The following is a 22,194-nucleotide window of genomic DNA, read 5'->3' as shown; positions in this document are numbered from 1 at the left end:
ATCTCTTTTCTCCTTACACCAACTCTACCGTTTCGAGTTGCTGGCGAATAAAAGCCGTTTCCTCGGCAGTCAGCCGAACATCAATGGCTTTGGCGTTCTGCACGGCCTGCTCCGCGTTGCGGGCTCCCACCAGAGCAACGGTAATACCGGGTTGGTCGATGGTCCAGCGGATCACCAACTGCCCCAGCGACACCTGTTTCTGCTCGGCCATCGGCTTGATTTTTTCCAGAAAACTCCACACCCGCTCCAGATTACCATCCTTAAAGGCTTTGTAAGTAGTCCGGTGATCGCCCTCCGCAAACTGGTGCCCCGGCTTGATTTTGCCCGTCAGCAAACCGCGTTCCATCGGGCTGTAGGCCAGAATGGCCTTATGGTGTTCCAGACAGTAGGGTACCAGATCGGCTTCGATGTCGCGTTTAACCATGCTGTACGGAACCTGGTTCGAAGCCAGTTTCAGTGTCTGCTCGGCTTCTTTCATCTGCGCCAGATTGTAATTAGACACCCCGGCGGCCCGCACTTTCCCCTGCTCGATCAACCGGCCAACGGCTTCCATCGTTTCCGAAATTGGCGTGGTTACGTCCGGCCAGTGAATCTGATACAGGTCGATGTAATCGGTTCCCAGCCGTTTCAGGCTGTCTTCGCACTCCTTGATGATGCTTTCTTTACCGGCGTATTTGTACACGTCGATGGCATTCCCAGCGTTGTCTTTACTGGGAAAGGCCAGCGTTCCTTTCGCCAGATCCCAGCGCATACCGTATTTTGTCAGAATCTGCACCCGGTCGCGCGGCAGGTCTTTGATGGCTTCTCCCACAATTTCTTCACTGGTTCCCTGGCCGTAAATCGGGGCGGTATCAATCGAGGTTACGCCCAGGTCATACGACGCCCGGATCGCTTCTAAGGCCTCTTTCCGCTCGGTTCCGCCCCACATCCAGCCACCAGCCGCCCACGCGCCAAACGTAATAGCCGAAAGCATTACCTCCGACTCACCAACTTTGCGATATTCCATTTATAATATGTTAGTTATACAGTTACTTTAAAGCGCTGAATCTGGCTGCCCGACCAGTTAATCTGTTTTTCGGCTTCCACCAGATCGACAAATTCGTAATTCAGCAACAGCTGTTTCAATTTGCCCCAGCAGCCGCCCAGACCGTAATACGATTTAAACTGGCGCATCCGGCTCAGGCCCGGCACCATCGGCTGGCCGGGGTCAAAATCGCGGGGATGAAAATACGTCATCACGTAGGGGGATTGCTGCATGAAATACTGCAGCACCGGCAAGGGAAACAGCCTGAAATATCCACCCCCCGAAAAAATAAGGTCTTTGCCCAGCATCCCCACGGTATTGATCGGAAATTCTTTCAGCAACGAGCCGTTTACGTCAATGTAACAGGGTTCGGCAATTCCAAACGTCGAATCCCCTCCGTGCGCCCGACGGGCCGGAAACATGGAACAGTCAATTTCAACTCCTAATTCTAGTAACAACGGAAACACCCAACGGTTTTGCTCTTTGATCGAAAATCCGGGCGCGCGGTACGACCGGACTTTCTTGCCCGTCACGTCCTGCAACGATTTAATCGACCGTTCGAGGTCGGCGCGGTATTCGGTCGGAGACTGCTCGTAGGCTAACTGGTGAAGGTCCGAGTGCGTGGCGACTTCATACCCGGCTTCGTCGATCCGGCGAATGACCTCGGGGTATTTTCGGGCCACCCAGCCGAGACAGAAAAACGTCGCGCGGGAATTTGTTTCGTCCAACAACTGAAAAATCCGGTCCATGTTGTGATGGATGCGGGATTCGTACCGGCCCCAGTCCTGCTCGGACTTGGTGGAAGGATTGTCGAGCAGATGAAACCACTCTTCAATATCAAAGGTTAGAATATTCATCAGTAAAAGCGCTTTCCCGCGGCCAGAAATGCTTTCACATCCTCGCGGGTCGGAAATGAGAAGTACGTCATCTGCGACGCATCGTTTTCAATCAATTCATAATTTCCCGCATGAATTTTCTCAATACTTTCAATAATGCAATCCATCCCGATCTGCTTGGTATATTCGATCAGTTCCGCCTGTGAGCGGTTGCCGATTTCCACTTTTTTCTGCACCAGAATCGGGCCGCTGTCAATGCCTTCATCGACAAAAAAAACCGACACGCCCGTGTACTTTTCATTGTACCGCATCACCCAGAACGACGGCATCAAGCCCCGGTATTTAGGTAGTAACGCCGTGTGCAGGTTCAGGCAACCCAGGGGAGCCAGATCCAGCAGGGGCCGCTTGAAAATCTGGTTTCCGAGAATGGAAATAAGCAAATCCGGCTTGTAGGCACCAATCTTCTCCAGGCTCTCCGGTTTGTTGATGTTGGTTTCCAGATGAATCAGCGGAATCTGGTATCGTTCCAGCAGGTGTTTGACACTGTTCTGCCTGTTGAGTTTGGATGTCACGAATTTCAGACCGTAGCGCAAAAAGAAAGGCAGCCCAAAGATGTCGTAGGTCTTTTTAGCCTTTTCGGTCATCGTTTCTTTTTTCCCAAACGGCGAAACATCGGCCACAACCGTACCGACTACCTTAGCATAAGGTGGTAGCTTTTTTAGCAGATAATCCAGATTCTTTGCCAGATAAAAAGGCTCGTCCTGCGTAATAAATACGATTCTCATGCTGATTATGCTTGCGGGTTTAATATACTAATTTTTACGGTTATCGGTACGGCCTTCGGATTTTAGTTGCGTTACGAAAGGTTTTCTTTGAAAGAATGGAAACCACGTTCACTTTTATGAATCCAGAGCCTCGCTCCTACCCTGCAACCCGCCCGTATGAAGGGCAACAACGGCCGCACCGGGCTTAAAAAAACCATGCCGCGCCAGGTCATAAATACCGTATAACATCTTGCCGGTATACACCTGCTCCAGACGAACGCCGGTTTGCTGCTCAAAACGACGGATGAATGCCAGTAAGTCCGGGGTGGTTTTGGCATAACCCCCAAAATGGTAAGCCGTTACGAGTTGGGCGCGGGGGTGTTTGTCGGAAACGAATCCTTTCAGGGCCGGAAAACCCAGGATGCTGACGCCATCCGGCGCGGAACGCTCCAGACCGGCCAGCGTACCGCCCGTTCCGACGGGGCAGCAAACCGCATCCGGCCACGGGTCAAGTTGCCCGAGAATTTCGGGGATAATTTCCGCCGTTCCCTGAATGGCCAGTTCATTGGTTCCTCCTTCCGGCAATTCATAATACGGTCCAAAGAGAAGTTGAAGCTCCTGCTGAAATACCGGGTCCGTTGGGTTTCGGTATTGCTGGCGGGTGATAAAATGGAGGTGCATTCCCTGCTGACGGGCAAACGCCAGCGTTGGTGTGTCGCGCTCGCGGTGGTCCTGACCCCGAATAACGCCGATGGTCGAAAAGCCAAACTCCTTCCCGGCGGCTGCAACGGCGTAAATGTGGTTCGACCAGGCGCCCCCGTACGTCAGCAGGGTCTGGTGGCCCAGTCGCCGGGCTTCAGCTAGGTTATACTTTAGCTTACGCCATTTGTTACCGGAAATGGCAGGGTGCAGTTCGTCGTCCCGCTTCAGATACAACTGAATCGGCACGGGGTCCGGAAACGGATCGGGCAGAAACTGGAGTCGGGAGGGCGTCGAAACCGTCAGCAAAGGCGTCACAGTGCGTTATTGACCACTCATCTGATTCGTGCCACCTGCCTGCTTTTTCGCATAAACGGCTCCGCTGTAGCCATTGTAGCCTTTGATTGTGTAATGCAACGTCAGCACATTGTCTATGATTTTACCGTCGCCCGAAATGGTGTATTGCGCACCCAAGTTGTTGGTAAAGGCTTGTTCTGCAATGAATAACCTGTTGCCTGAGGTTCGGGCTTCGAGTGGGCTTTTCACCAGATTCGCCAGATTTTCAAGGGTTATCGTGTTGGGCTTATCGGCTTTTTTGTGCAGCACCAGCAGGTAATTGTCTTCGGGTCTGGTTTCCTGAACTGCGTACATACCGTCGAAATCTGTGGTGGCCGGATTGACGATCTTGGCGGTTTCACAACTACTCAATGCCAGAAAAAAAGCGGACAAAAGAATACTATTTTTTGAATAGGCAGCCTTACCGAGCCGCCGGTTTGGGAGGATATAGTTTTTCATACTTTCAGGTAGTACAGCTACAGAGTTCATTTTCGCATACAAATATACGCAGGGTCTGCCAATATTTTGACAAAAACGAGTGACCGTTCACTAAAAACGTCCGATTCTTGGTACTTTTGCAAGATGTTACCACCTGAACATTTAGATCAGCCGGACGAAGAACCCCTGCTGTCGGACCCGGACGACGACGAACTTTACGAGCATTACCGCATCAGCGTTGATCCCGGTCAGAATCTGATGCGCATCGACCGCTTTCTGACCGAACGGCTGCCGAACGCAACCCGTACAAAGGTGCAGAATGCCATCGATACGGAATCCGTCAAGGTCAACGGGAATGCCGTCAAGGCCAGTTATAAAATCAAACCGCGGGATATGATCACGGTTTCCCTGCCGCATCCGCCCCGCGAAACCGATATTTTACCGGAAAATATTCCGCTCAACATTGTTTATGAGGACGATGAACTGCTGGTGCTGAACAAACCGGCGGGCATGGTGGTGCATCCGGCTTACAGCAACTGGTCGGGTACGCTGGTCAACGCCCTGGTGTATCACTTCCAGAATCTGCCCACCTCGCGCAACGGCGCCATTCGCCCGGGTCTGGTACACCGCATCGACAAGGACACGTCGGGGTTGATGGTTATTGCCAAAACAGAATTTGCCATGACGCACCTGGCCCGGCAGTTTTTCGAACACACCATCGAGCGGACCTACAACGCGCTGGTCTGGGGCGAACCCAAAGAACCCGCCGGAACCATTCGGGGCCACATTGGCCGCAGCCTCCGCGACCGCAAGGTGCAGGCGGTTTTTCCCGACGGAAGCCAGGGCAAACATGCCGTTACGCATTACAGGGTGCTGAAACAGCTCCATTACGTTTCGCTGGTGGAATGCAAGCTCGAAACCGGCCGGACACACCAGATCCGGGCGCATATGCAGTACCTGGGCCACCCCCTTTTCAACGACGCCACGTATGGCGGTGACCGTATTCTACGCGGTAATTCCGTTGGCTCCTACAAGTCCTTCGTTCAGAACTGTTTTGCCCTGATCCCCCGGCAGGCGCTGCACGCTAAATCGCTCGGTTTTGAACACCCGCGTACCCGCCAGTGGCTCCAGTTCGACTCCGAATTTCCGGACGATTTTCGGGCGGTATTAACCAAATGGGAAAACTATCTGGATAAACGGTAAACCAATCACCAAAACGCTAAACATACGACGAATGATCATCCGCAAAGGTGTCGCCACCGACGTTCCGCAGTTGTTTGAACTGGTTCAGGAACTGGCTTTATACGAAAAAGCGCCCCAGGAAGTAACCAACACCCCCGAGCAAATGCTGAGAGACGGTTTTGGCGACCAGCCACTTTTTGGCGTGCTCGTGACCGAAATCGAAAACAAGATCGTAGCCATGTCGTTATATTATTTCCGGTATTCGACCTGGAAAGGCAAGCGGCTGTATCTGGAGGACATTATTGTGAAGGAGGCCTATCGGGGTCGGGGACTGGGAAAGGCGCTGTTCGATGCCACCATTGAAGAAGCGCGCCAAACCAACTGTACGGGGATGATGTGGCAGGTACTCGACTGGAACGAGCCCGCCATCAACTTTTACAAACAGTTTGGCACCCGCTTCGACACGGAATGGTGGAATTGCCACCTGGATTTTGATAAATAGCCTTAAATTCGCACCTCACGAGAAAGTGCCGACCGATCGGACACTTTATAGGACACAATGCAAGTCGACAAAAAACGTATACTGATTATTTCAGGTTGGGTATTACTGGGAATCATGGTGCTGGGTGGTATCGGTGCCGGTATTGCTTACACAAAGCGGGAAGCCCTGTTGAAAGAAGGACTTGAACGAGCCATCCGGAAAGCCAAACGGGATTACGGCCTGAATGTTACCATCGGAAGCGCCCAGTTCACCGGATTGTCGACAGTTGCCTTTTCGGATGTTGCCGTTGTACCGCAGGACCGTGATAGCCTGTTCCGGGTTGAAAAAACCGAGGTGGGCGTCAGCATCTGGCCCCTGCTTATCGGACGGGTGGCCGTTTCGTCGCTTACCTTGCAGAACGGACTGGCCCACGTGGTCCGGCGCGATAGCACCACCAACGTCGATTTTCTGACCAAATCGCAAAAGAAAGATTCGACGGCTGCGACGCAGACCACCGAAAGCAGCAGTCGCCGGGTGGATCTGGCGGTGGTAGCCGAAAATCTGGTTGATAACCTACTGGCGAAGATTCCGGACAACATGGACATCCAGAACCTGGAACTCCGCCTGACCGACAACGAACGCAAACTCCGCTTCCTGACCGAAACCGCCACCATTGACGACGAAGAACTGACTTCGACCATCCGCGTGAACGGCGACGAGTCAGTCTGGCACCTGACAGGTACGGTCGATGCCTCCGATCAGGAAGCCAACGTTTCGCTGTATGCTGACGGCAAGCCGCTCGAATTGCCTTATCTGGAAGAACGTTTCAAGCTAAAACTTCAGGCCGATACCCTGCGGGCCGAGCTGAGGGATGTGGCCAGCTCGGGCGGAGAATTCAGGATGGAAGGAACCGGAGCCGTCCGGAACCTGCGCATCAATCACCCCGCCGTGGCCCTGGGCGAAGTGCTGGTGCCCAATGCGGCTATGGACGCCAACCTGTTTGTGGGCGAAAACTACGTCGGTATTGACAGTTCCTCAACGATTTATCTGGGGAAAGTAAAAGCCCGGCCTTTCATCAAATACACACTGTCGCCCGACAAAATCTACGACGTTCAACTGCATACCGACCCGCTCGTAGCTCAGGATCTGTTCAATTCATTTCCGCAGGGGCTTTTTGAGTCGCTGGAGGGAATGAAAGTAGCCGGTACACTCAAGTATGATATGGCCTTTCACCTGGATAGCTCGATGCCGGATTCGGTGCAGTTCTACTCGGGTTTGACGCCAGACGGGTTCAAAATTCTAAAATTTGGCAAGGAAGATTTCAGTCGGGTCAACCAGCCGTTTGAGCACGAAGTCTACGAAAAAGACAAGCTGGTTCGCAAGTTTATTGTTGGCCCGGCCAACCCGGATTTCACTCCGCTGAACGCCATCTCTCCGAACCTGCGTAATGCGGTGCTGACGGCGGAAGACTATAACTTCTTCACCCACAAGGGCTTTAATGAGAAGGCATTTCGGGTTTCTATCGCGACCAACTTCAAAACCAAGAAATTTACGCGGGGAGCCAGCACCATTTCAATGCAATTTGTCAAGAATGCATTCCTGAATCGGAATAAAACCTTATCCCGGAAAGTTGAAGAGATTCTGATTGTGTGGTTAATTGAAAACCAGCGGATTATCAGCAAGGAGCGGATGTACGAGATTTACCTCAACTTCATCGAATGGGGACGTAATATCTACGGTATTGGGGAAGCCTCCCGGTATTATTTTGCCAAAAGCCCGGCCAATCTGACCATTGGCGAGAGCATTCTGCTGTCGTACGTTGTTCCGTCGCCGAAATTGACACTCAGCCGCTTTTACCCCGATGGTTCGGTTAAAACGTATATACGCGGTTATTTCAGGTTGATTGGCCGCATCATGGCCTCCCGCGGTTTGACACCCTACGACACCACGGCCTACGGTTTTTACGGGGTTCGGCTCCGCGAGGGCCTGCGGCAGGAAATTGCACCGGTGGATTCCATCGAGATCGACTCCCTGATGATGCCGGATGACAACCAGCCGGAAGACGGCGTTAACGGTATTAATGATTTCTTCCGGCGCGTCTTTGGGCGGGATCGGACAGAACCGGAGGTGGTGACGCCCCAGCAGGAGCCCGCCAACGGTGCGGTCATCCAAACGGATTCAGTTCCCAAAACCCGCCGTCAACTGCGCCGGGAGCGACGCGAACAGCGCCGTCGTGAACGGGAACAGCAGGAAAATAGCTCTACGCAATAAGCCGGAAACGAACCCGTCAGGACAACAGGTCCGGTCGCCGTTGGCGGGTTCGTTCCAATGCTTTTTCAAACCGCCACTCATTGATTTTGGCTTCGTGGCCCGACAGCAGAATGTCGGGAACGGCGTGACCTTCATAGTCGGCAGGCCGGGTATACACCGGCGGAGCCAGTAAATCGTCCTGAAAAGAATCGGTCAGGGCAGACGTTTCGTCGTTCAGCACACCCGGTAACAACCGGATAATGGCATCAGAAATGATGGCCGCGGGCAGTTCGCCCCCGGACAGGACGTAATCGCCCACGCTGATTTCTTTCGTTACAAATAGCTCCCGAACCCGCTCATCAACGCCTTTGTAGTGGCCGCAGAGAATAATCAGGTTCTGGGCTAGTGAAAGCCGGTTAGCCGTTCGCTGCTCAAACCGTTCGCCATCCGGTGTGACGTAAATGATCTCATCGTAGGTACGGTCGGCTTGCAAAGCGCGGATACAGCGGGCGATTGGCTCGATAGACATGACCATTCCGGCCCCGCCCCCAAACGCATAATCATCCACCCTACGGTGTTTGTCGAGCGAATAATCGCGCAGATCGTGAACCACCACCTCCACAAAACCGCCCTGTTGCGCCCGTTGTAATATGGAGTGCGCAAAAAAACTGTCCAGCAGCCGGGGCAGACAGGTTAAAATATCAATCCTCATCCAGTGCGTTCTCTTCGTCGTCCTCGTCCGTATCTTTCCCAGTTCTGGCCGACGGTTCGTTCAGATAAACATCAACCAGACCCTCCGGTAAGCGAACGTGCAGAATTTTCTGCTCTTTATCCGCCGAGGGCGTCAGTTCATCATTGATCGGAATCAGGATTTCCTTCCCCTGATAATCCATAGCGATCAAATCCTGGGGCGGCACGCTGTAGATCGTCCGAACCGTGCCCAGATCACCCAGTTTTTCATCCCGCACCTGATAACCAACAATATCGTGGAAATAGAACTGACCTTCTTCCAGTTCGTCCAGGTTATCAAGCGGCAGGTACAAATCACAGTTGACCAGTTTCTGCGCTTCCTCAATCGTCTCAACGCCTTCCAGCGCAACGATGCCCCGGTTGCGGTTTACCGATATGGATTCAATGAAATAGGGCACCAGATCGCCTTTTATTTCGATCAGGACCGAATCCATCGTTTCGTACAGCTCCGGCGAATCGGCATCCAGGAAGAAAACCACTTCTCCCTGAACGCCATGCGTTTTGGTTATTTTTCCTAACTGGAAGCAGTCGTCTTTCGTCACAATTTTAGCTATTTACATCCCGAAGCAACGTCGGGAAAGGTCCGTATAAAAGAACAACTGATAGCAATCTGTTTCAAGAAACAAACCCCCATCAGTTGTTCATTCAAGCCGTTACTAACGGATTACGCCTGTGCCTCGCCTTCTTCAGCGGCTGGTGCTTCAGCTGCATCTTCAGCTGGTGCTTCAGCAACGGGTTCTTCAACCACGTTTTTCTTCGCAATAGCCTGAGCACGCGCTTCGTTTACTTTTTTCTCAGCATCCAGACGGGCCTGTTTAGCCTCAGCCTGCTGCTGCGATTTAACGTCGGCAGTTCCCTGCTTCCGGCCTTCTTTACCTTGTTTCCAGTCTTCGAACTTGGCATCGGCCTGTTCCTGCGTGATAGCACCTTTCAGTACACCAACTTGCAGGTGTTTTTTCAACATAATGCCTTCATGCGACAGAATGGAGCGGGCCGTATCAGTCGGTTGCGCCCCGTTCAACAGCCATTCAACGGCGCGGTCGTTTTTCAGTACCACCGTTGATGGGTCCGTGTTTGGGTTGTATGAACCGATCTTTTCAATAAAGCGACCATCCCGTGGTGCTCTGGCATCGGCTATTACGATGTCGTAGATAGCCAGTTTTTTGCGTCCCCGACGCGATAAACGGATTTTAACTGCCATTTTATTGGTTTGTTTTTCGTGAAGGTCCCGGCATACCGTGTTGTATAGCCGCCCTTCAATGGAATTAGGGGGCAAAGGTACAACTTTTTTTGTAAAGAAACTTCATGCCGTCCCAGAGAAAACAGCTTTCAAGCCGTTTTTTAACACCGTTTCTGAAACACTCCGACCCCATTGCCCTTAAACGACAAAACCCCGGCGTCGGCCGGGGTTTTGTACCTAACTCTTTGTTTATCGGTCGAAACGCTGACCCGACTGGTAGGGCGACCGAAGCATGTTCATCGGAACAATTTTCAGCTCTACCCGACGGTTCCGCTGGAGATTATCGCCGGTGGTATTTGGCGCAATCGGGCGGTACTCACCGTAGTATTCGATCGTTACACGGCTGGGGTCGGTCAGACCGGCGCGGGTCAGGAAGCGTTTAGCCGCATCAACCCGACGCTTCGACAATTGCAGGTTGTAACCATAAGAAGCCCGGTGATCGGCGTGGCCAACCAGAATCAGACCGCAGTTGGTTTTCACATTCAACAGTTCGATAACTTTCCGCAGGATGTCCTGAGAAGCCGGACGAATCGTGGCTTTGTCGGTATCAAATTCAATGTTGCTGAACAGCGCTTCGCACTCAGGAGCAAATTTGCCGCGCAGAATGGAGCTGATGATGCTGTCGAGGTTCATGGCTACCCCGGCACCCGAAACAACGCTACCGGCAGGGGTGTTGGCTTCTTTGTCAAACAGGTCGGCTACACCGTCGTTGTCAGAGTCGGTATACAGGCGAGGATCAACCGGCTTCGGCATGTTGGCTTTGGCAATCGAATCCGCGTCGTTCATCGTCGGGTTGTACGGTTCCTTGATCAGGTCTTTCGGATCAGCCCAACGCAGGTGGTAACGGCCTTTTGCCGGATCGTAAACACCATCTTTTCCTACCTTGACGGCGCTCTTACCGATTTTGTAGGTGATCGACAGACCAAGCCGTGCCCATTTGTCCAGCCCTGAATCACCGCGTCTCCAGCCGTATACGTTAGCCGGGTTGGTGTTGTCAACCCCACCTACTGTCATATCCAGTTTCTCGGTATTGACATTGTACAGGGTAGCATCAATACCCAGATCCAGACGGGGCGTCAGTTCGTAGTGCAGTGACGTTCCAACCGGGAACACAAACTCGCGGGTATACACCGAACCGTCGGCTTCCCATTTCCCCTGCGTAACGGAGCTGTAGTCGCGCCGGTCGTTGGAGTAGCGGATCATCTCGTCGGTTGTCAGGTCATACACCCGGGTATCGAACCACATCAAACCGGCTCCGGCCTGAATGTCCCATTTCCAGCGTTTCAGCTTGCGTGTTCCGAACAAGAGCGATTTCATGTTGACGTTGGCGTTCAGGGTTCCCTGCAGGAAGTTGGAGCGGAACCAGGCATTGTAAAGCGCCTGTTTCGACCCACGCAGCGAACCAATATTAAACTCCGCCGACGCGCCAAAAAGGTGCGATACTTGTTTATTGATCGACACGCCAACGGCGCCAGTTATTTTTGAACGGGGCCCTTTTTCCGGAAAAGCCTTATAAAAACCGTAATTATCCAGGTCGCCAAAGAAACGCGTGAGCGCGGGTGTGACGGTCACTGACCAGGTATTCATCTTGTAATCGCCTTCGTAAGACCGGTTACGGGTCGATGTTCCGGACGTGGAACTGGTGGTGGTGGTGTCAGTTTGGGCATACCCGACGGCCTGCGTTAGTAACAGAAGCGTCAGAGAAGCGAAAATGGAAATTTTCTTCATGAGAACTCAGGTTTAATTCATAAGCCTTTTACGTTGAACAATCGCCCGGTCGACCGCCGGTTCGGCAGACCTTGCTAAACTATTCCTTTAGCGGCATCCTCCGCGAAGTAAATCTATAAGCCGGATTCTGTTTCCGATCCGATGGCCGAAGCCGTCTTTTCGGACTCTTATCATTTATCTCGATTCCGGATCACTCCGGAACTCCATCGATCTACCCGCATCGGCGTCATTGCGGCTTTCGCCGAAACTACAGGAACGAGTCGCCCCCATTCCGATGCCTATTTGATCTTTCAGCCCATAAGGTTTACCCTGCCCCGTCTGTCACCAGCCGGGCGGTAGGCTCTTACCCTACCTTTTCACCCTTACCGCAAACTGTTTATCCAACGGTCTACGGCGGTATATTTTCTGTGGCACTTTCTGTCAACGAGTCGTACGACGCCGGGCGTCTCCCACTCGCTGCCTTCCCGTTAGGAAGTATGGTACTCTGTGCTGTCCGGACTTTCCTCCCCGGTTCGATTAACCGCCCCGGAGCGATAAGACAATTTACCTCGCGTCGGTTGCCATGCCGTGATTACCGCAAATCTATAAATACTTAGGTTCTTTAAAAACCTGGTATCGAAAAACTGCAAATTTTTCGAGCCTGTTGTCTAAAAAAATAGGCAAATGGGGCTCTAACTACAATCCTTCGACCTTTAAATTGATTTTTCCGGAGGCATAAACCACCGCCAGCATCGACTCCCGTGTCAGATAAACCTGATCGGGCGTCACTTGTTCAAGTTTACCGTTGATTACAACTCCTTTTGTTATCTGATTGTTCGTTAATCGATCCTGAAGCGATTTTCGTGCTTCGTCGATCTGATTACCCACCGGAATTGTCAGCTGTTTTTCCAACGTGCGCGCAAAGCTACCTTGCAATAACCAATTCGCCGTTTTATACAGAATATTTTTTGTATCCAGATCATAATGCAAGTCCCGCAGCGAAATGGTACGGGCCTGGGCATCGTAATACGGCTGTCCCCGCAGATAAACCGTTCCGTTCAGGCTCCCCTTCAGATCGGCTTTGACAATCAGGGTGTTGTTCTGTCCGTACAAATCAATTCCGGCAATGGTGATCTTATACCGGCCTTCCCGAAACTCGTAGGATTTGCCCACAAACTCTTCGGAAACAATCCGGGCGGCTTCGCCGTAGGTGGCTTCGCTCAGCAAACCAATGCGGAACTGATCAGAAATAACATTGGAAACCATCAACTCCGGAACGGCAGTAGCCGGGCGCACCTCGGGTTTAGCCCCGGTTTGAGTCAGCGTATAGCCTTCGATGCCGATGGTGGAACGAATGGCCCCTTTTTCAAAGCGAAAGGGCGTGATCAGAATCCGCTTGGGTACCACCAGCAGCCAGGTACGGTATTTTTCCGAAACCAGATACGGTTGCCGAATGGTATTCCAGGCTTGCAATACCGGCGTTCGCAGATCAACCTGTTTCTGAACCTGCTCGTCGAGCGCCTGGCTGATTTTGCCCAGATTTTTGTCGATCTGGCGGCCTACGATGCTCGCGACCGGGATTTCGATACCAGCAATTCTCAGGGCGGGTTTTTTCACCCAGTCGTAGCCTTCGGCGGTGGTCTGGGTATGGGCTGTCCAGTCTTTGCCGATGGCAAAACGCGTGGCAAACCGGAGGTTCATTTCAAATTCCGTTTCCTGAAACTGCGTAAACCCCAGCACCTTCACACCGGCTTTGGCCCAGATTTTCAGCGGAACCTGAAAGCGAAAAAGACTGTCCTGAGCGGTGACATGAATGGGAGCGCGTTTCCAGACTTTGGTCATAAACAGATCATCGTCATTATCAGTCAGGCTGTTGTCTTCGTAAATCAGCCCATTGACCTGACTATTGATCTGACGCTCGACATCGGCCAGCGCAATGGATAGGGGAACGTTTACAGTGGATAAAAATTTGTCGTTCTGTACTTCCATTTTAGTTACCTGATAGGCCGCTTTCGGAGCCTTCGGATTGGTCGTGGCCGTGGGTTTACATGCCTGAACCAGCAGCAGGGCCAGCAACAGGCATCGGAACGGGGTCAATGTAGTGAAAATATTTTTATTTGATCTTAACCTTGGTCGCGCCATAACCAAATTTTTCCTTCTGGGCATCTTCAAAATAGGCAACGTTTGGATTTTTGCCCAGCCGCCGGTGCAACTCGTTTCGCAAAACCCCGTTGCCCACTCCGTGAATGAAGGTAATATCATCCATGCCGCTGGCAATGGCATTTTCCAGATTTTTCTCAAACGCCTGAAGCTGGATTTGCAGCAGGTCGGCACTCGTCCGCTCCCCAAATCCGTTGGGCAATAATTTTTCAATGTGTAAATCGACCTGCGCCGACGGCCGCTCGACCGGCGTGGGCAGCGTTTTATCGGTCATGCCCATCAAACTCTCCCGCAGGGCCGCTGCATTGATGGGTTTCTCGGCTTTGGGCTTGGCGGGCGCTGGCTCAACGGTGTCTTCCACATCCAGTTGAAACACGTGGCCGGTCTGGTTTACCACCGGAATGGTCCCGCTATTGGCCTGGAAGGTCTGCGCCCGGCACTTGATCCGTTTGACCAGCGGAGGGCGCAGGGTCGTTCCACCGCTCCGGTGCCAGAGCGCCTGAATCAGAAACGTCGGCCAGCTTTCAAACGTCGCCAGCGAATACCGTTGCCCCAGCCTTGCGAAAGACCGTGCTCTCAGGACCTGCGACAGTAAACCGGTATAGCGCGTTTCCCGCTCCTCCCCGATGGTAAACGGGAGTTCCCAGTCCGTATTGTTGACCAGCAAAACCTCTACTTCCCGCACGCCCCCGCGTTCGCTCGTCGGAACAAAAGCCAGGTAAATACCGACATTACCGATGATTTCTGTTTTGGCCGGTTTTTTCGGGTCAACCGTCGGTTCGGGTTTAAACCGGGTGGCCTCCATGGGCGACACCACCACTATCTCCGACCGCAGGACGGGTATTCGAAAACCGTCTTCAATTTCAATTTCTACCTGATTGCCGGGCAGAAACCGGGTCACAATGCCCTGCTCCTTGGCCCGCAGCATTCGTACTTTATCTCCAATATTCATAGTTAATGGTCATGTACCTACCTTACATCGTACGTACGTCAGTAATATAACGTGTGAAAACGAAAACCGTTCCGACCGTTGTATTCCAGCGTCGGCGCGGGCATTTTCAGGGTGTTCAACAGAAAAAACACGGTTTTTAACGTCTTGTTCCGGGTTTTTATCCGGGTAAAATCCACATCGAGGGAGAGGTAACACTGCCGGTACGGCCGAAAACCGCGCTCAATGCTTCCGGCAACTTCGGCTGATACCATGTCGTGAATGCCATAACCAACGGCTACATTCAACCACTTGGGGAATTTGGACTCCCGCCCGGCAAACGACGACGGATTGACTGAAAGCCAATAGGTTTGCCCGTTATAATCTTTCAACCATCGATCATTCCAGTGTTTTCCCAGCAAATTCGGGCGTTCTTTCGCTAACCGTGTGTAATGAAACGAGAATTTCGGCTGAATCCGCAATTCGCCCCAGGCCAGATATTGGCCCGTATATAGGGCTGGTCCGGCCACATTGGCAATCATATCGCCTACCGAAAAACCGTATTCGGGAGAAAAACCGTCCAGAATTTCAATCGGTGTTTGGAAAATCACGCCCGTAAGACCGGCATAAAGAGCGGCTTTTCGGTCCGAGACACCGGCCCAGCGGTAAGCCTGCGCCGAAACCCGGGCTATCTGGTAGGCCGTCACCATATGGCCGATTTTATCAAGTTGCAGCCACTCACGGTTGTCGTTGAAGAATTTGAAATTCGTCAGGGGGTTATTATACCACGCCCGGCTTAAACTGTAGAGTGTTCCGGCATACACAACAGACTCGCCAATGAGTAAACCCCGAAGCCGACAGCGGTAACAGGGCTCCTCAACCCGGCTGGTAGAATCCTGCGCAATGACCGCTGGTGCGCCGGTATGCAGAAGTAAAAAAAGCAAAACGACCTTCCATACGGTTTTTCCTTTGACGCTGCTCACTTCACTTCTATTAATACGCTCCATGGTACTTTCGCAGACCCCACTCGGCACTGATTAACAGGAGAATCAGGAAGAATATCCACCGTAAGCTGATGAGTTCATTCAGGGATTCGTTGCTGCTCAGGCGTCCGGCGGGTTTGCGGCTTGCCAGATCGTCGGCCAGCGATGCCAGGGTGGCGGCATTGTAAAAACGGCCACCGGTTTGCTGCGACAACTGCCGCAACATCAGGTGGTCGGCGGTGGTATTGATGGCTTCCAGTTGCTGCTCGCGCACGATAAACTCACCCGTTGCCGTCTCGGTTCGTCCGTTGAGCGATGCGGTTGCCCGGAAACGGTACACGCCTTCGGGCAGGCTGCTGACTTCGAAGCGGGAATTGCTGGCGGTTGGGGTGTAATTAAAACTCCGTGGTACATCCCGCTCGTTCGTAATTTCCAGCCGCACCGGCCGGTCGTACAGCTTCTCGTAAATATCGTTGTACATCTCCGTCTCGAAGACTACTTTCTCACCGGCCAGAAATTCGTTGCGGGTCGGATAAACCCGAAGCTTCCGACGGTCCTCCTTGATCGACACCAGTTGCATGACTTTCTGAAGCAGTTCGTCGATTACAGCCTGGTTATCGGTCAGGGCAAATTCTTCCAGACGCCACTCCCACAGGCCCTCGCCCGCCAGCACGGCAGCTTTGCGCTGGGAGGAAATATTCAGCGCTAGCAACGGTTTGCTCGTCCGCACGCTCCCGACCTGCTGCCACAGCACCACCTCGCTGCCCGGCGACAGTTTGAAATCGCCAAACGGTACGAGCAGGGGCGGCAACCGATCCAGCAGGGTCAGCTTTTGGGCATCCAGATTCAGTTGGCGGAAATCGGGGTTAAACCGTCCGGTCACTTTGTCAGTCTGCCCGCCCCCGGCTACGATCTGCATCACCGGGTTCAACCCGTTGAACGACTGCAAGCCGGACTGGTTGCCCAGCACAAAAAGCACCGGTCTATTTTTTTGCAGCGCCTTCTGAACCACCGCAGCCCCGGCATTCTGATTATCGGGCAACTGGTGCAGAATGACCAGATCATAGGCTTTGTCCGGAATCTCGGCGGTGCCGCCGTTCAGGATGCGGATGTCAAGTTCGTAGTTCTGATTTCGCTCGATGATGTTGCGTAGGGCCTTAATGTCTGGGTGCGGACTCAGGGCCAGCAGCAGAATCTTCTCCTTGCCGTCAATAATGTCGATGTAAACGTCCCGGCGGTTATTTCGGGGCGAAAATTCACCGCTCAGCGGCAACACCTCCACCACATAATGCTGCATTCCCTTCTGGCTGGACGAGGTCTGAAACGTCAGTTGCTGAAACGTTTCGGGCCGGTTGAAAGCAACGGTCTGCCGACCCAGTTCCCGGCCGTTCTGCCGCAAAACCACCGTACCGTTCTGGCCCTGAAAACCGTAGCTGGCCACATCCACCTGAATCGGAAACTGGTTGCCCAGGTACGCAATTTTGTTGGCAACGGCGTCTTTCAGCTGCACATCCCGTTTCGGAATGGTATCCCCCACACCAACGGTATGCACCGCAAAGTTGTAGCGCCCGAACGTCGGTGACAGGCCCTGATTGGCAATACCGTCCGAAATCAAAACCACATCGGTCAGGTTACGGCCTTCGTAAGCCGTCCGGATACCGCCCAGCAGGTTCGACAGGTCCGTAGTCCGTCGGTTGAAGGCCACGGTTTTCAGATCGCCCGCAACTAGGCTGTCGCCCAGCGTTTGCACCGACACATCAATATCTTCGCTCGTCAGCCGTTCGCGCAGTTGGCTGGCGGCTTCCAGCGCCCGGTCAAGCTGCGCCCGGCCACCCGCCGTCATCGACTCCGAATTATCAATCGCCAGCACCACCTTCGGCTTTTCGGTGACGGTCTGAATGCTGCGTATCAGCGGATTGAGCAGCAGAAAACACACCACGCTGACGACCACAAACCGGAACGCAGCCAGCGACAGATTCATCCGCTGGCTCCACCCCGAATTGGGTTGATACAACGCAAACGCATAAGCCGCACCCACCGCCAGACAAACCAGCAGCCACCAGGGCGACGATTGAAAATACAGTTCGGAGCGCATCTTTTTCAGTTAAGAGTGAAGAGTGAAGAATTATGAGTTGGCTGACGCATTAAACTCTTAATTCTTAACTCTTCACTCATCATTACTACGTAAGCATTCCCCCGTCGACCTGCAGCACCTGGCCGGTGATGTAGCGCGACAGGTCGGAAGCCAGGAACAGGGCGCAGTCGGCGACCTCTTCCGGTTGTCCACCGCGCTTGAGCGGGATCGACTGCTTCCATTCTTCCATGGCTTTCTCGTTGATTTCGCCGGTCATTTCGGTTTCGATAAAACCCGGAGCAATGGCGTTCGAACGAATGTTGCGGGAGCCCAGTTCCAGCGCCACCGACTTGGTAAAGCCGATGATCCCCGCTTTGGAAGCCGCATAATTGGCCTGACCAGCATTGCCCCGCAAACCAACGACCGATGTCAGGTTGATGATCGAACCGCTTTTGGCTTTCATCATCGGTTTGATGACGGCTTTGGTCAGGTTAAAGACCGACTTTAAGTTAACGTTAATAACGGCATCCCATTGTTCTTCACTCATCCGCATCAGCAGACCGTCGCGGGTAATACCGGCGTTGTTGATCACCGTATCGATGGTACCGAAATCGGCAATGACCTGATTAACCAGTTCTTCGGCGGCTTTGAAATCCGAAGCATCGGAGCGGTAGCCTTTCACTTTGCCCCCAAAAGCCGACAGTTCGGCTTCCAGCGCCTGTCCTTTTTCAACGCTTGAGAGGTACGTGAACGCAATATGGGCGCCTTCCTGAGCAAAACGCGTGGCAATGGCCCGGCCGATGCCGCGTGAGGCTCCGGTAATCAGCGCAACTTTTCCTTGAAGTAAACTCATGGAGTAGATTTGAGAGTAACGAAGGTTTATAAGATTGGCCGCAAAAATAGTAGTATATATTCGATCATCCGACTACTTTTGCCCGAAACCTTATAAAGAGTTACGCGACTTTTTTCGTGGTTCTTCCTTCGAAATGCGTAGTTTCAGGCGCATCGTCCGGAGATGCCCGAAAATTTTCCGTTGCCAAACAACCCTTGCTTTCTTCACTGTCATTCCATCCATAACCATGTTACGTTTTGCTCTGCTCGGTTTGATCGTTTGTTGCAGCCTGCAAAGTATCGCCCAGCAAATTCACGCCCATAACGATTACGAAAAACCGGAACCGCTCACCAACGCCATTCGTCACCGCGCCGGGTCCATCGAAGCCGACGTATTTCTGGTTGACGGTAAGTTAGTGGTTGCCCATGAGAAATCCCAAATAAAGCCCGGCCGTACGCTGGATTCGCTCTATCTGAAGCCGATTGCCGATCTGTTTGCCAGGCACAAAAACCGGTATTCGGCTGGTGCCGTCAGTGACGACCGGAAATACACCTTTCAGTTGATGATCGACATGAAGGACAATGGCGTGGAAGGCATCAAGCTCCTGGAAAAAGCCGTGGCCCCCTACCGCACCTGCTTCGACCGGTCGATGAACCCGATGGCAATTCAACTGGTAATCAGCGGCAACCGTCCGCCCATTGCCGACTGGATTGATTATCCGGCCTACATTCTGTTCGACGGACGGCCCAGCGAGCAGTACGACGACGAAACGATCAAGCACGTGGCGCTGTTCAGCGATTCCTTTCAGAACTACTCCCGCTGGAACGGTGAGGGTGACATGCCGGAAAAAGATCGTGAAACGCTGAAACGGTTTATCAAACGGGCGCACAGCCAGAATAAACCCATCCGGTTTTGGGCCACCCCCGACAACGCCAACACCTGGAAGCAACTCGACAAAATCGGCGTCGATTTCATCAACACCGACAAAGTCGAGGAATGCGCCAAGGTGATCAAGTGATCAGTCAAACACGTAATTGATGGTGAAGCTGGGTTGCAGGGTAGCCGATAAGCCGCCGTTCCAGGCAGTAGAACCGGTACTTTGCCGATAAAATGGTTTATTAAAATAGACTCCGCCCAGTTCCGCTTCTACAATAAACCGGTCGCCCAGAAGATACGCTAAACCGGCTCCTACAGCTAAGCCCGCCTGATGGGTGGTGTTCTTTGTCTCATTTACGTTGGACTTATTGCGAGTAGCTGCGTATGATAAATCGCCGGAAACATAAGGACGCAGACGGTTATCCGAAATATATTTCTTTATGTAAGGGTTGATACCGTAAACAAAAGTAGAACCGTCGTCCGAGCTGCTTAAGGCTAGCGGCACGGCTACACCCAATAAAAGATTCTTTTTTACAAACCATCCAATTGATGGTGATAGTGTAAACGTATTCGAGCGGTCCGTTTCGGCTCCGGGTCGGTTGATCGTCTCACCCATGGTCTCTACTTGAAAAGTTCCACCCACAACCCAACGGCCTTTTGTCGTTTGGGGGGCTTCGTACGATTCTACATTGCTGGTCGAGTTGACGCCCGTTAAAATGACCAGACCTATTCCTACCCCACTTACTGAAAATGGAAAGGAGCTAGACGTAGTCGACGCTTCCAGCCCAATACGGTCAGTTAGATAGTAGTTGGCACCTGCCTGAAACATCGGTGCAGCGCTAACTCTATTCTGGTCCTTAACTTGTCCTATGTTTACGTCATTCCCCTCATAATTGCTTCTGGTATAGTTTACCGAAAGACCACCTCCGAGGAAAACCCGCCACTTTCCCTGGCCCCAATATCGCCTAACGAACCCACTTATTCCAGGGTATATAGTCTGATAGTCAATAGTATTGGGCGGATTATAATACGAAGACTTCGAATAGTTGGTTCCGTATCCAATGTTTAAAGTCCCCCCAATCAGCCAATTGTCCCTGAAAAATACTCCTCTGCTAATCCTCAGGTTACTCTGCGATATACTATTTCTAAATCCGCTTTGATTATTCTTTTGCGAAGAATAGGAAAATGACAAGCTTCCGGACCAGAGGCCCTGGCCTTTTTCGGTTTGTGCCTGTGCAAGTGTGGAGACAGCAGCCAGGCTGGCTAAGAATAGTAGTTTTTTCATGATGCAGACAGTTAATCCGCTAAAAATATAGCGGATGCTACCCACATATGTATACTATTTCTTGTTAAAATTCCTTAAGTAGTCTCAAAAACTATCGATAACTTATTAGAAGGAATTGACCGGCAAGCGTATTGTCATGGAATGTCAACCCTAAAAGGGTCAGACTAGCCCGAATTCGTCAGCGGGAAGCTTTAAAATACGTATTGAACCGAAAAAGCCGGTGAGGTGGTCAGGTGCAATCCTTCAAGCCATGATCCGTTTTTTAACTGATTATGCTGCGTTTGCTTACTAACACTTAAATTGAGCAGGTTGGCTTCGGCAATGAAGTTTTTGCCCAGCAGGTAGGCCAGACCGCCGTTAAGCGTTCCGCCCACGGTATGACTAATCCGTTCGCGCGGATACGGGTCCTGTTTAAATGAGTAGGTCGAATAGGTGAACGTCGCTCCGGCGTAGGGCCGGAGCCGGGTGCTGGACAGGTACGCCCGCACGTAAGGGGCAAAACTGAGGTCCGTTTCGGCTGTTTTAGTGGTTCCGTTAGCCGTGTTCCAGGTAATCGGTACCGAAATACCGACCAGAAAATTATTGGCGACAAAAAAACCGACAGCGGGGGCGGCCCTCAGGCTGTGCGCGTTGGCCGTCTGGTTGTTTACCTCTTCATTGCGGCTTGAAAACACGATGCTCGCGCCGACCGTAAACCGCCCCGCCCGGGTTTGAGAACCCACCGTCGGCGGGGTGGCCGCCAGAATAGGGCGTTCCGATTGCGTCGAACCGGTCATGTACACCAGCCCGGCAGTCAGACCGCTGAACGTAAACGGAAAAACCGTGCTGCTGGTGGCCACTTCCAGGCCCCAGCGGCTGTTCAGGAAGTAGATACCGCCAACCTGGGTAAACGGGGCAACCTGATACGTATGGGTACGGTTTTCACTCCGGACGCTCGTGCTGGTGTTGTATACCTCCTGCCGAAGCTGATCGAGACTGCCCCCAATCCCGCCCCCGGCAAAAATCCGCCAGTTGCTGGCTCCCCAGTATTTCCGGGCAAATACCGACAAACCGCCCTGCCAGTAGTTCTGGTCCAGTGGAATAGTACTGGCGTTCCGTTGTTTATAATACGAACCGTTGACGGCCAGCCCCATCAGCCAGTTATTCTGCAAAAACACGCCATGATGAACGGAAAGATTAAGCTGCGGACTTCGGCGGGTATAGCCGTTTGGATATTCACCCGCCAGTTGGGTGGTGTTGATTTGCAGGTTGCCGCTCCACAGCGCCCGGCCCGGCTCAGTCTGGGCAAAGGCGGAAAAGGCAAGCAGAAAAGCAAGACTTAGGGTCGTGGTCGCTTTCATAGTCGTTGA

Annotated in this window: 20 protein-coding genes and 1 other RNA gene; 4 read left to right on the top strand and 17 right to left on the bottom strand. The window is 52.5% G+C overall.

What is annotated here, in order from left to right; all coding sequences use genetic code 11:
* Positions 1-13: 13 nt before the first annotated feature.
* From LX87_RS08835 to LX87_RS08815, 5 genes are all read right to left on the bottom strand, one after another.
* Entirely contained in the window at positions 14-1,006 is a 993-nt protein-coding gene (locus LX87_RS08835; RefSeq protein ID WP_111627847.1) for an aldo/keto reductase, read from the bottom strand.
* Positions 1,007-1,020: 14 nt separating this feature from the next.
* Positions 1,021-1,881, bottom strand: coding sequence for a polysaccharide deacetylase family protein (locus LX87_RS08830; protein ID WP_111627846.1), 861 nt, complete (start codon positions 1,879-1,881; stop codon positions 1,021-1,023).
* A complete protein-coding gene (locus tag LX87_RS08825) occupies positions 1,881-2,645 on the bottom strand; it encodes a methionyl-tRNA formyltransferase (protein WP_111627845.1) in 765 nt (254 codons plus the stop codon). Before LX87_RS08825 ends, LX87_RS08830 begins: the two co-directional genes overlap by 1 nt.
* A gap of 114 nt (positions 2,646-2,759) precedes the next feature.
* Positions 2,760-3,641: a 1-aminocyclopropane-1-carboxylate deaminase/D-cysteine desulfhydrase gene (locus LX87_RS08820; protein ID WP_111627844.1), complete on the bottom strand. Its 882-nt coding sequence runs from the start codon at positions 3,639-3,641 to the stop codon at positions 2,760-2,762.
* Positions 3,642-3,647: 6 nt separating this feature from the next.
* Positions 3,648-4,118, bottom strand: coding sequence for a hypothetical protein (locus LX87_RS08815; protein WP_111627843.1), 471 nt, complete (start codon positions 4,116-4,118; stop codon positions 3,648-3,650).
* Positions 4,119-4,241: 123 nt separating this feature from the next.
* On the opposite strand from LX87_RS08815, the gene LX87_RS08810 reads away from it, so the two are divergent.
* The 3 genes from LX87_RS08810 to LX87_RS08800 are packed head-to-tail and all read left to right on the top strand — an operon-like array spanning position 4,242 to position 8,031.
* Positions 4,242-5,300, top strand: a complete 1,059-nt coding sequence (locus LX87_RS08810) for an RluA family pseudouridine synthase (RefSeq protein WP_111627842.1) — start codon at positions 4,242-4,244, stop codon at positions 5,298-5,300.
* Positions 5,301-5,331: 31 nt separating this feature from the next.
* Positions 5,332-5,781, top strand: a complete 450-nt coding sequence (locus LX87_RS08805) for a GNAT family N-acetyltransferase (protein WP_111627841.1) — start codon at positions 5,332-5,334, stop codon at positions 5,779-5,781.
* Positions 5,782-5,838: 57 nt separating this feature from the next.
* Positions 5,839-8,031 (top strand): transglycosylase domain-containing protein, encoded by a 2,193-nt coding sequence (locus LX87_RS08800; protein WP_111627840.1) that lies wholly within the window; start codon positions 5,839-5,841, stop codon positions 8,029-8,031.
* Positions 8,032-8,047: 16 nt separating this feature from the next.
* Here LX87_RS08800 and trmD read toward each other — a convergent pair whose 3' ends face one another.
* The 10 genes from trmD to fabG form a co-directional block, all read right to left on the bottom strand.
* Positions 8,048-8,722, bottom strand: coding sequence for a tRNA (guanosine(37)-N1)-methyltransferase TrmD (gene trmD / locus LX87_RS08795; protein ID WP_111627839.1), 675 nt, complete (start codon positions 8,720-8,722; stop codon positions 8,048-8,050).
* Positions 8,712-9,302 (bottom strand): ribosome maturation factor RimM, encoded by a 591-nt coding sequence (rimM, locus tag LX87_RS08790; protein ID WP_111627838.1) that lies wholly within the window; start codon positions 9,300-9,302, stop codon positions 8,712-8,714. The genes trmD and rimM overlap by 11 nt, the downstream gene beginning before the upstream one ends.
* 122 nt (positions 9,303-9,424) lie before the next feature.
* Positions 9,425-9,961 (bottom strand): 30S ribosomal protein S16, encoded by a 537-nt coding sequence (locus LX87_RS08785; protein ID WP_111628341.1) that lies wholly within the window; start codon positions 9,959-9,961, stop codon positions 9,425-9,427.
* 228 nt (positions 9,962-10,189) lie between these two features.
* Positions 10,190-11,728: an OmpA family protein gene (locus LX87_RS08780; RefSeq protein WP_229310600.1), complete on the bottom strand. Its 1,539-nt coding sequence runs from the start codon at positions 11,726-11,728 to the stop codon at positions 10,190-10,192.
* 100 nt (positions 11,729-11,828) lie between these two features.
* Positions 11,829-12,278: RNase P RNA component class A (gene rnpB / locus LX87_RS08775), an RNA gene on the bottom strand.
* A gap of 125 nt (positions 12,279-12,403) precedes the next feature.
* Entirely contained in the window at positions 12,404-13,804 is a 1,401-nt protein-coding gene (locus tag LX87_RS08770; protein WP_229310599.1) for a DUF4403 family protein, read from the bottom strand.
* A 16-nt stretch (positions 13,805-13,820) separates the two neighbouring features.
* Entirely contained in the window at positions 13,821-14,819 is a 999-nt protein-coding gene (locus tag LX87_RS08765; RefSeq protein WP_111627836.1) for a Smr/MutS family protein, read from the bottom strand.
* Positions 14,820-14,857: 38 nt separating this feature from the next.
* Positions 14,858-15,739 (bottom strand): DUF2279 domain-containing protein, encoded by an 882-nt coding sequence (locus LX87_RS08760; protein WP_229310598.1) that lies wholly within the window; start codon positions 15,737-15,739, stop codon positions 14,858-14,860.
* A 49-nt stretch (positions 15,740-15,788) separates the two neighbouring features.
* Complete coding sequence (locus LX87_RS08755) at positions 15,789-17,873, bottom strand: vWA domain-containing protein (RefSeq protein ID WP_111627834.1); 2,085 nt, start codon at positions 17,871-17,873, stop codon at positions 15,789-15,791.
* An 85-nt stretch (positions 17,874-17,958) separates the two neighbouring features.
* Positions 17,959-18,705 carry a 3-oxoacyl-[acyl-carrier-protein] reductase gene (gene fabG, locus LX87_RS08750; RefSeq protein WP_111627833.1) on the bottom strand — a complete coding sequence of 249 codons (747 nt, stop codon included), beginning with the start codon at positions 18,703-18,705 and terminating at the stop codon, positions 17,959-17,961.
* Between the two features lie 226 nt (positions 18,706-18,931).
* On the opposite strand from fabG, the gene LX87_RS08745 reads away from it, so the two are divergent.
* Positions 18,932-19,702 (top strand): phosphatidylinositol-specific phospholipase C/glycerophosphodiester phosphodiesterase family protein, encoded by a 771-nt coding sequence (locus LX87_RS08745; protein ID WP_111627832.1) that lies wholly within the window; start codon positions 18,932-18,934, stop codon positions 19,700-19,702.
* Here LX87_RS08745 and LX87_RS08740 read toward each other — a convergent pair whose 3' ends face one another.
* Both LX87_RS08740 and LX87_RS08735 read right to left on the bottom strand, forming a co-directional pair.
* Positions 19,703-20,845: an outer membrane beta-barrel protein gene (locus LX87_RS08740; RefSeq protein WP_111627831.1), complete on the bottom strand. Its 1,143-nt coding sequence runs from the start codon at positions 20,843-20,845 to the stop codon at positions 19,703-19,705. It lies immediately after the preceding gene.
* 191 nt (positions 20,846-21,036) lie between these two features.
* Positions 21,037-22,185: a hypothetical protein gene (locus LX87_RS08735; protein ID WP_111627830.1), complete on the bottom strand. Its 1,149-nt coding sequence runs from the start codon at positions 22,183-22,185 to the stop codon at positions 21,037-21,039.
* Positions 22,186-22,194 lie beyond the last annotated feature (9 nt).

This window comes from Larkinella arboricola (assembly GCF_003259745.1).
GTDB lineage: Bacteria > Bacteroidota > Bacteroidia > Cytophagales > Spirosomataceae > Larkinella > Larkinella arboricola.
Note: the sequence above shows the minus strand (reverse complement) of the source record. Positions and strands in the feature narration are given on the sequence as shown.

Excerpts from the sequence above, each read along its gene's own strand:
- LX87_RS08745 (WP_111627832.1), top strand. The coding sequence starts at position 18,932 with ATGTTACGTTTTGCTCTGCTCGGTTTGATCGTTTGTTGCAGCCTGCAA.
- LX87_RS08785 (WP_111628341.1), bottom strand. The coding sequence starts at position 9,961 with ATGGCAGTTAAAATCCGTTTATCGCGTCGGGGACGCAAAAAACTGGCT.
- LX87_RS08800 (WP_111627840.1), top strand. The coding sequence starts at position 5,839 with ATGCAAGTCGACAAAAAACGTATACTGATTATTTCAGGTTGGGTATTA.
- LX87_RS08830 (WP_111627846.1), bottom strand. The coding sequence starts at position 1,881 with ATGAATATTCTAACCTTTGATATTGAAGAGTGGTTTCATCTGCTCGAC.
- LX87_RS08780 (WP_229310600.1), bottom strand. The coding sequence starts at position 11,728 with ATGAAGAAAATTTCCATTTTCGCTTCTCTGACGCTTCTGTTACTAACG.
- LX87_RS08755 (WP_111627834.1), bottom strand. The coding sequence starts at position 17,873 with ATGCGCTCCGAACTGTATTTTCAATCGTCGCCCTGGTGGCTGCTGGTT.
- LX87_RS08740 (WP_111627831.1), bottom strand. The coding sequence starts at position 20,845 with ATGAAAAAACTACTATTCTTAGCCAGCCTGGCTGCTGTCTCCACACTT.
- LX87_RS08815 (WP_111627843.1), bottom strand. The coding sequence starts at position 4,118 with ATGAAAAACTATATCCTCCCAAACCGGCGGCTCGGTAAGGCTGCCTAT.
- trmD (WP_111627839.1), bottom strand. The coding sequence starts at position 8,722 with ATGAGGATTGATATTTTAACCTGTCTGCCCCGGCTGCTGGACAGTTTT.
- LX87_RS08825 (WP_111627845.1), bottom strand. The coding sequence starts at position 2,645 with ATGAGAATCGTATTTATTACGCAGGACGAGCCTTTTTATCTGGCAAAG.
- LX87_RS08835 (WP_111627847.1), bottom strand. The coding sequence starts at position 1,006 with ATGGAATATCGCAAAGTTGGTGAGTCGGAGGTAATGCTTTCGGCTATT.
- LX87_RS08765 (WP_111627836.1), bottom strand. The coding sequence starts at position 14,819 with ATGAATATTGGAGATAAAGTACGAATGCTGCGGGCCAAGGAGCAGGGC.
- LX87_RS08810 (WP_111627842.1), top strand. The coding sequence starts at position 4,242 with ATGTTACCACCTGAACATTTAGATCAGCCGGACGAAGAACCCCTGCTG.
- LX87_RS08735 (WP_111627830.1), bottom strand. The coding sequence starts at position 22,185 with ATGAAAGCGACCACGACCCTAAGTCTTGCTTTTCTGCTTGCCTTTTCC.
- fabG (WP_111627833.1), bottom strand. The coding sequence starts at position 18,705 with ATGAGTTTACTTCAAGGAAAAGTTGCGCTGATTACCGGAGCCTCACGC.
- LX87_RS08805 (WP_111627841.1), top strand. The coding sequence starts at position 5,332 with ATGATCATCCGCAAAGGTGTCGCCACCGACGTTCCGCAGTTGTTTGAA.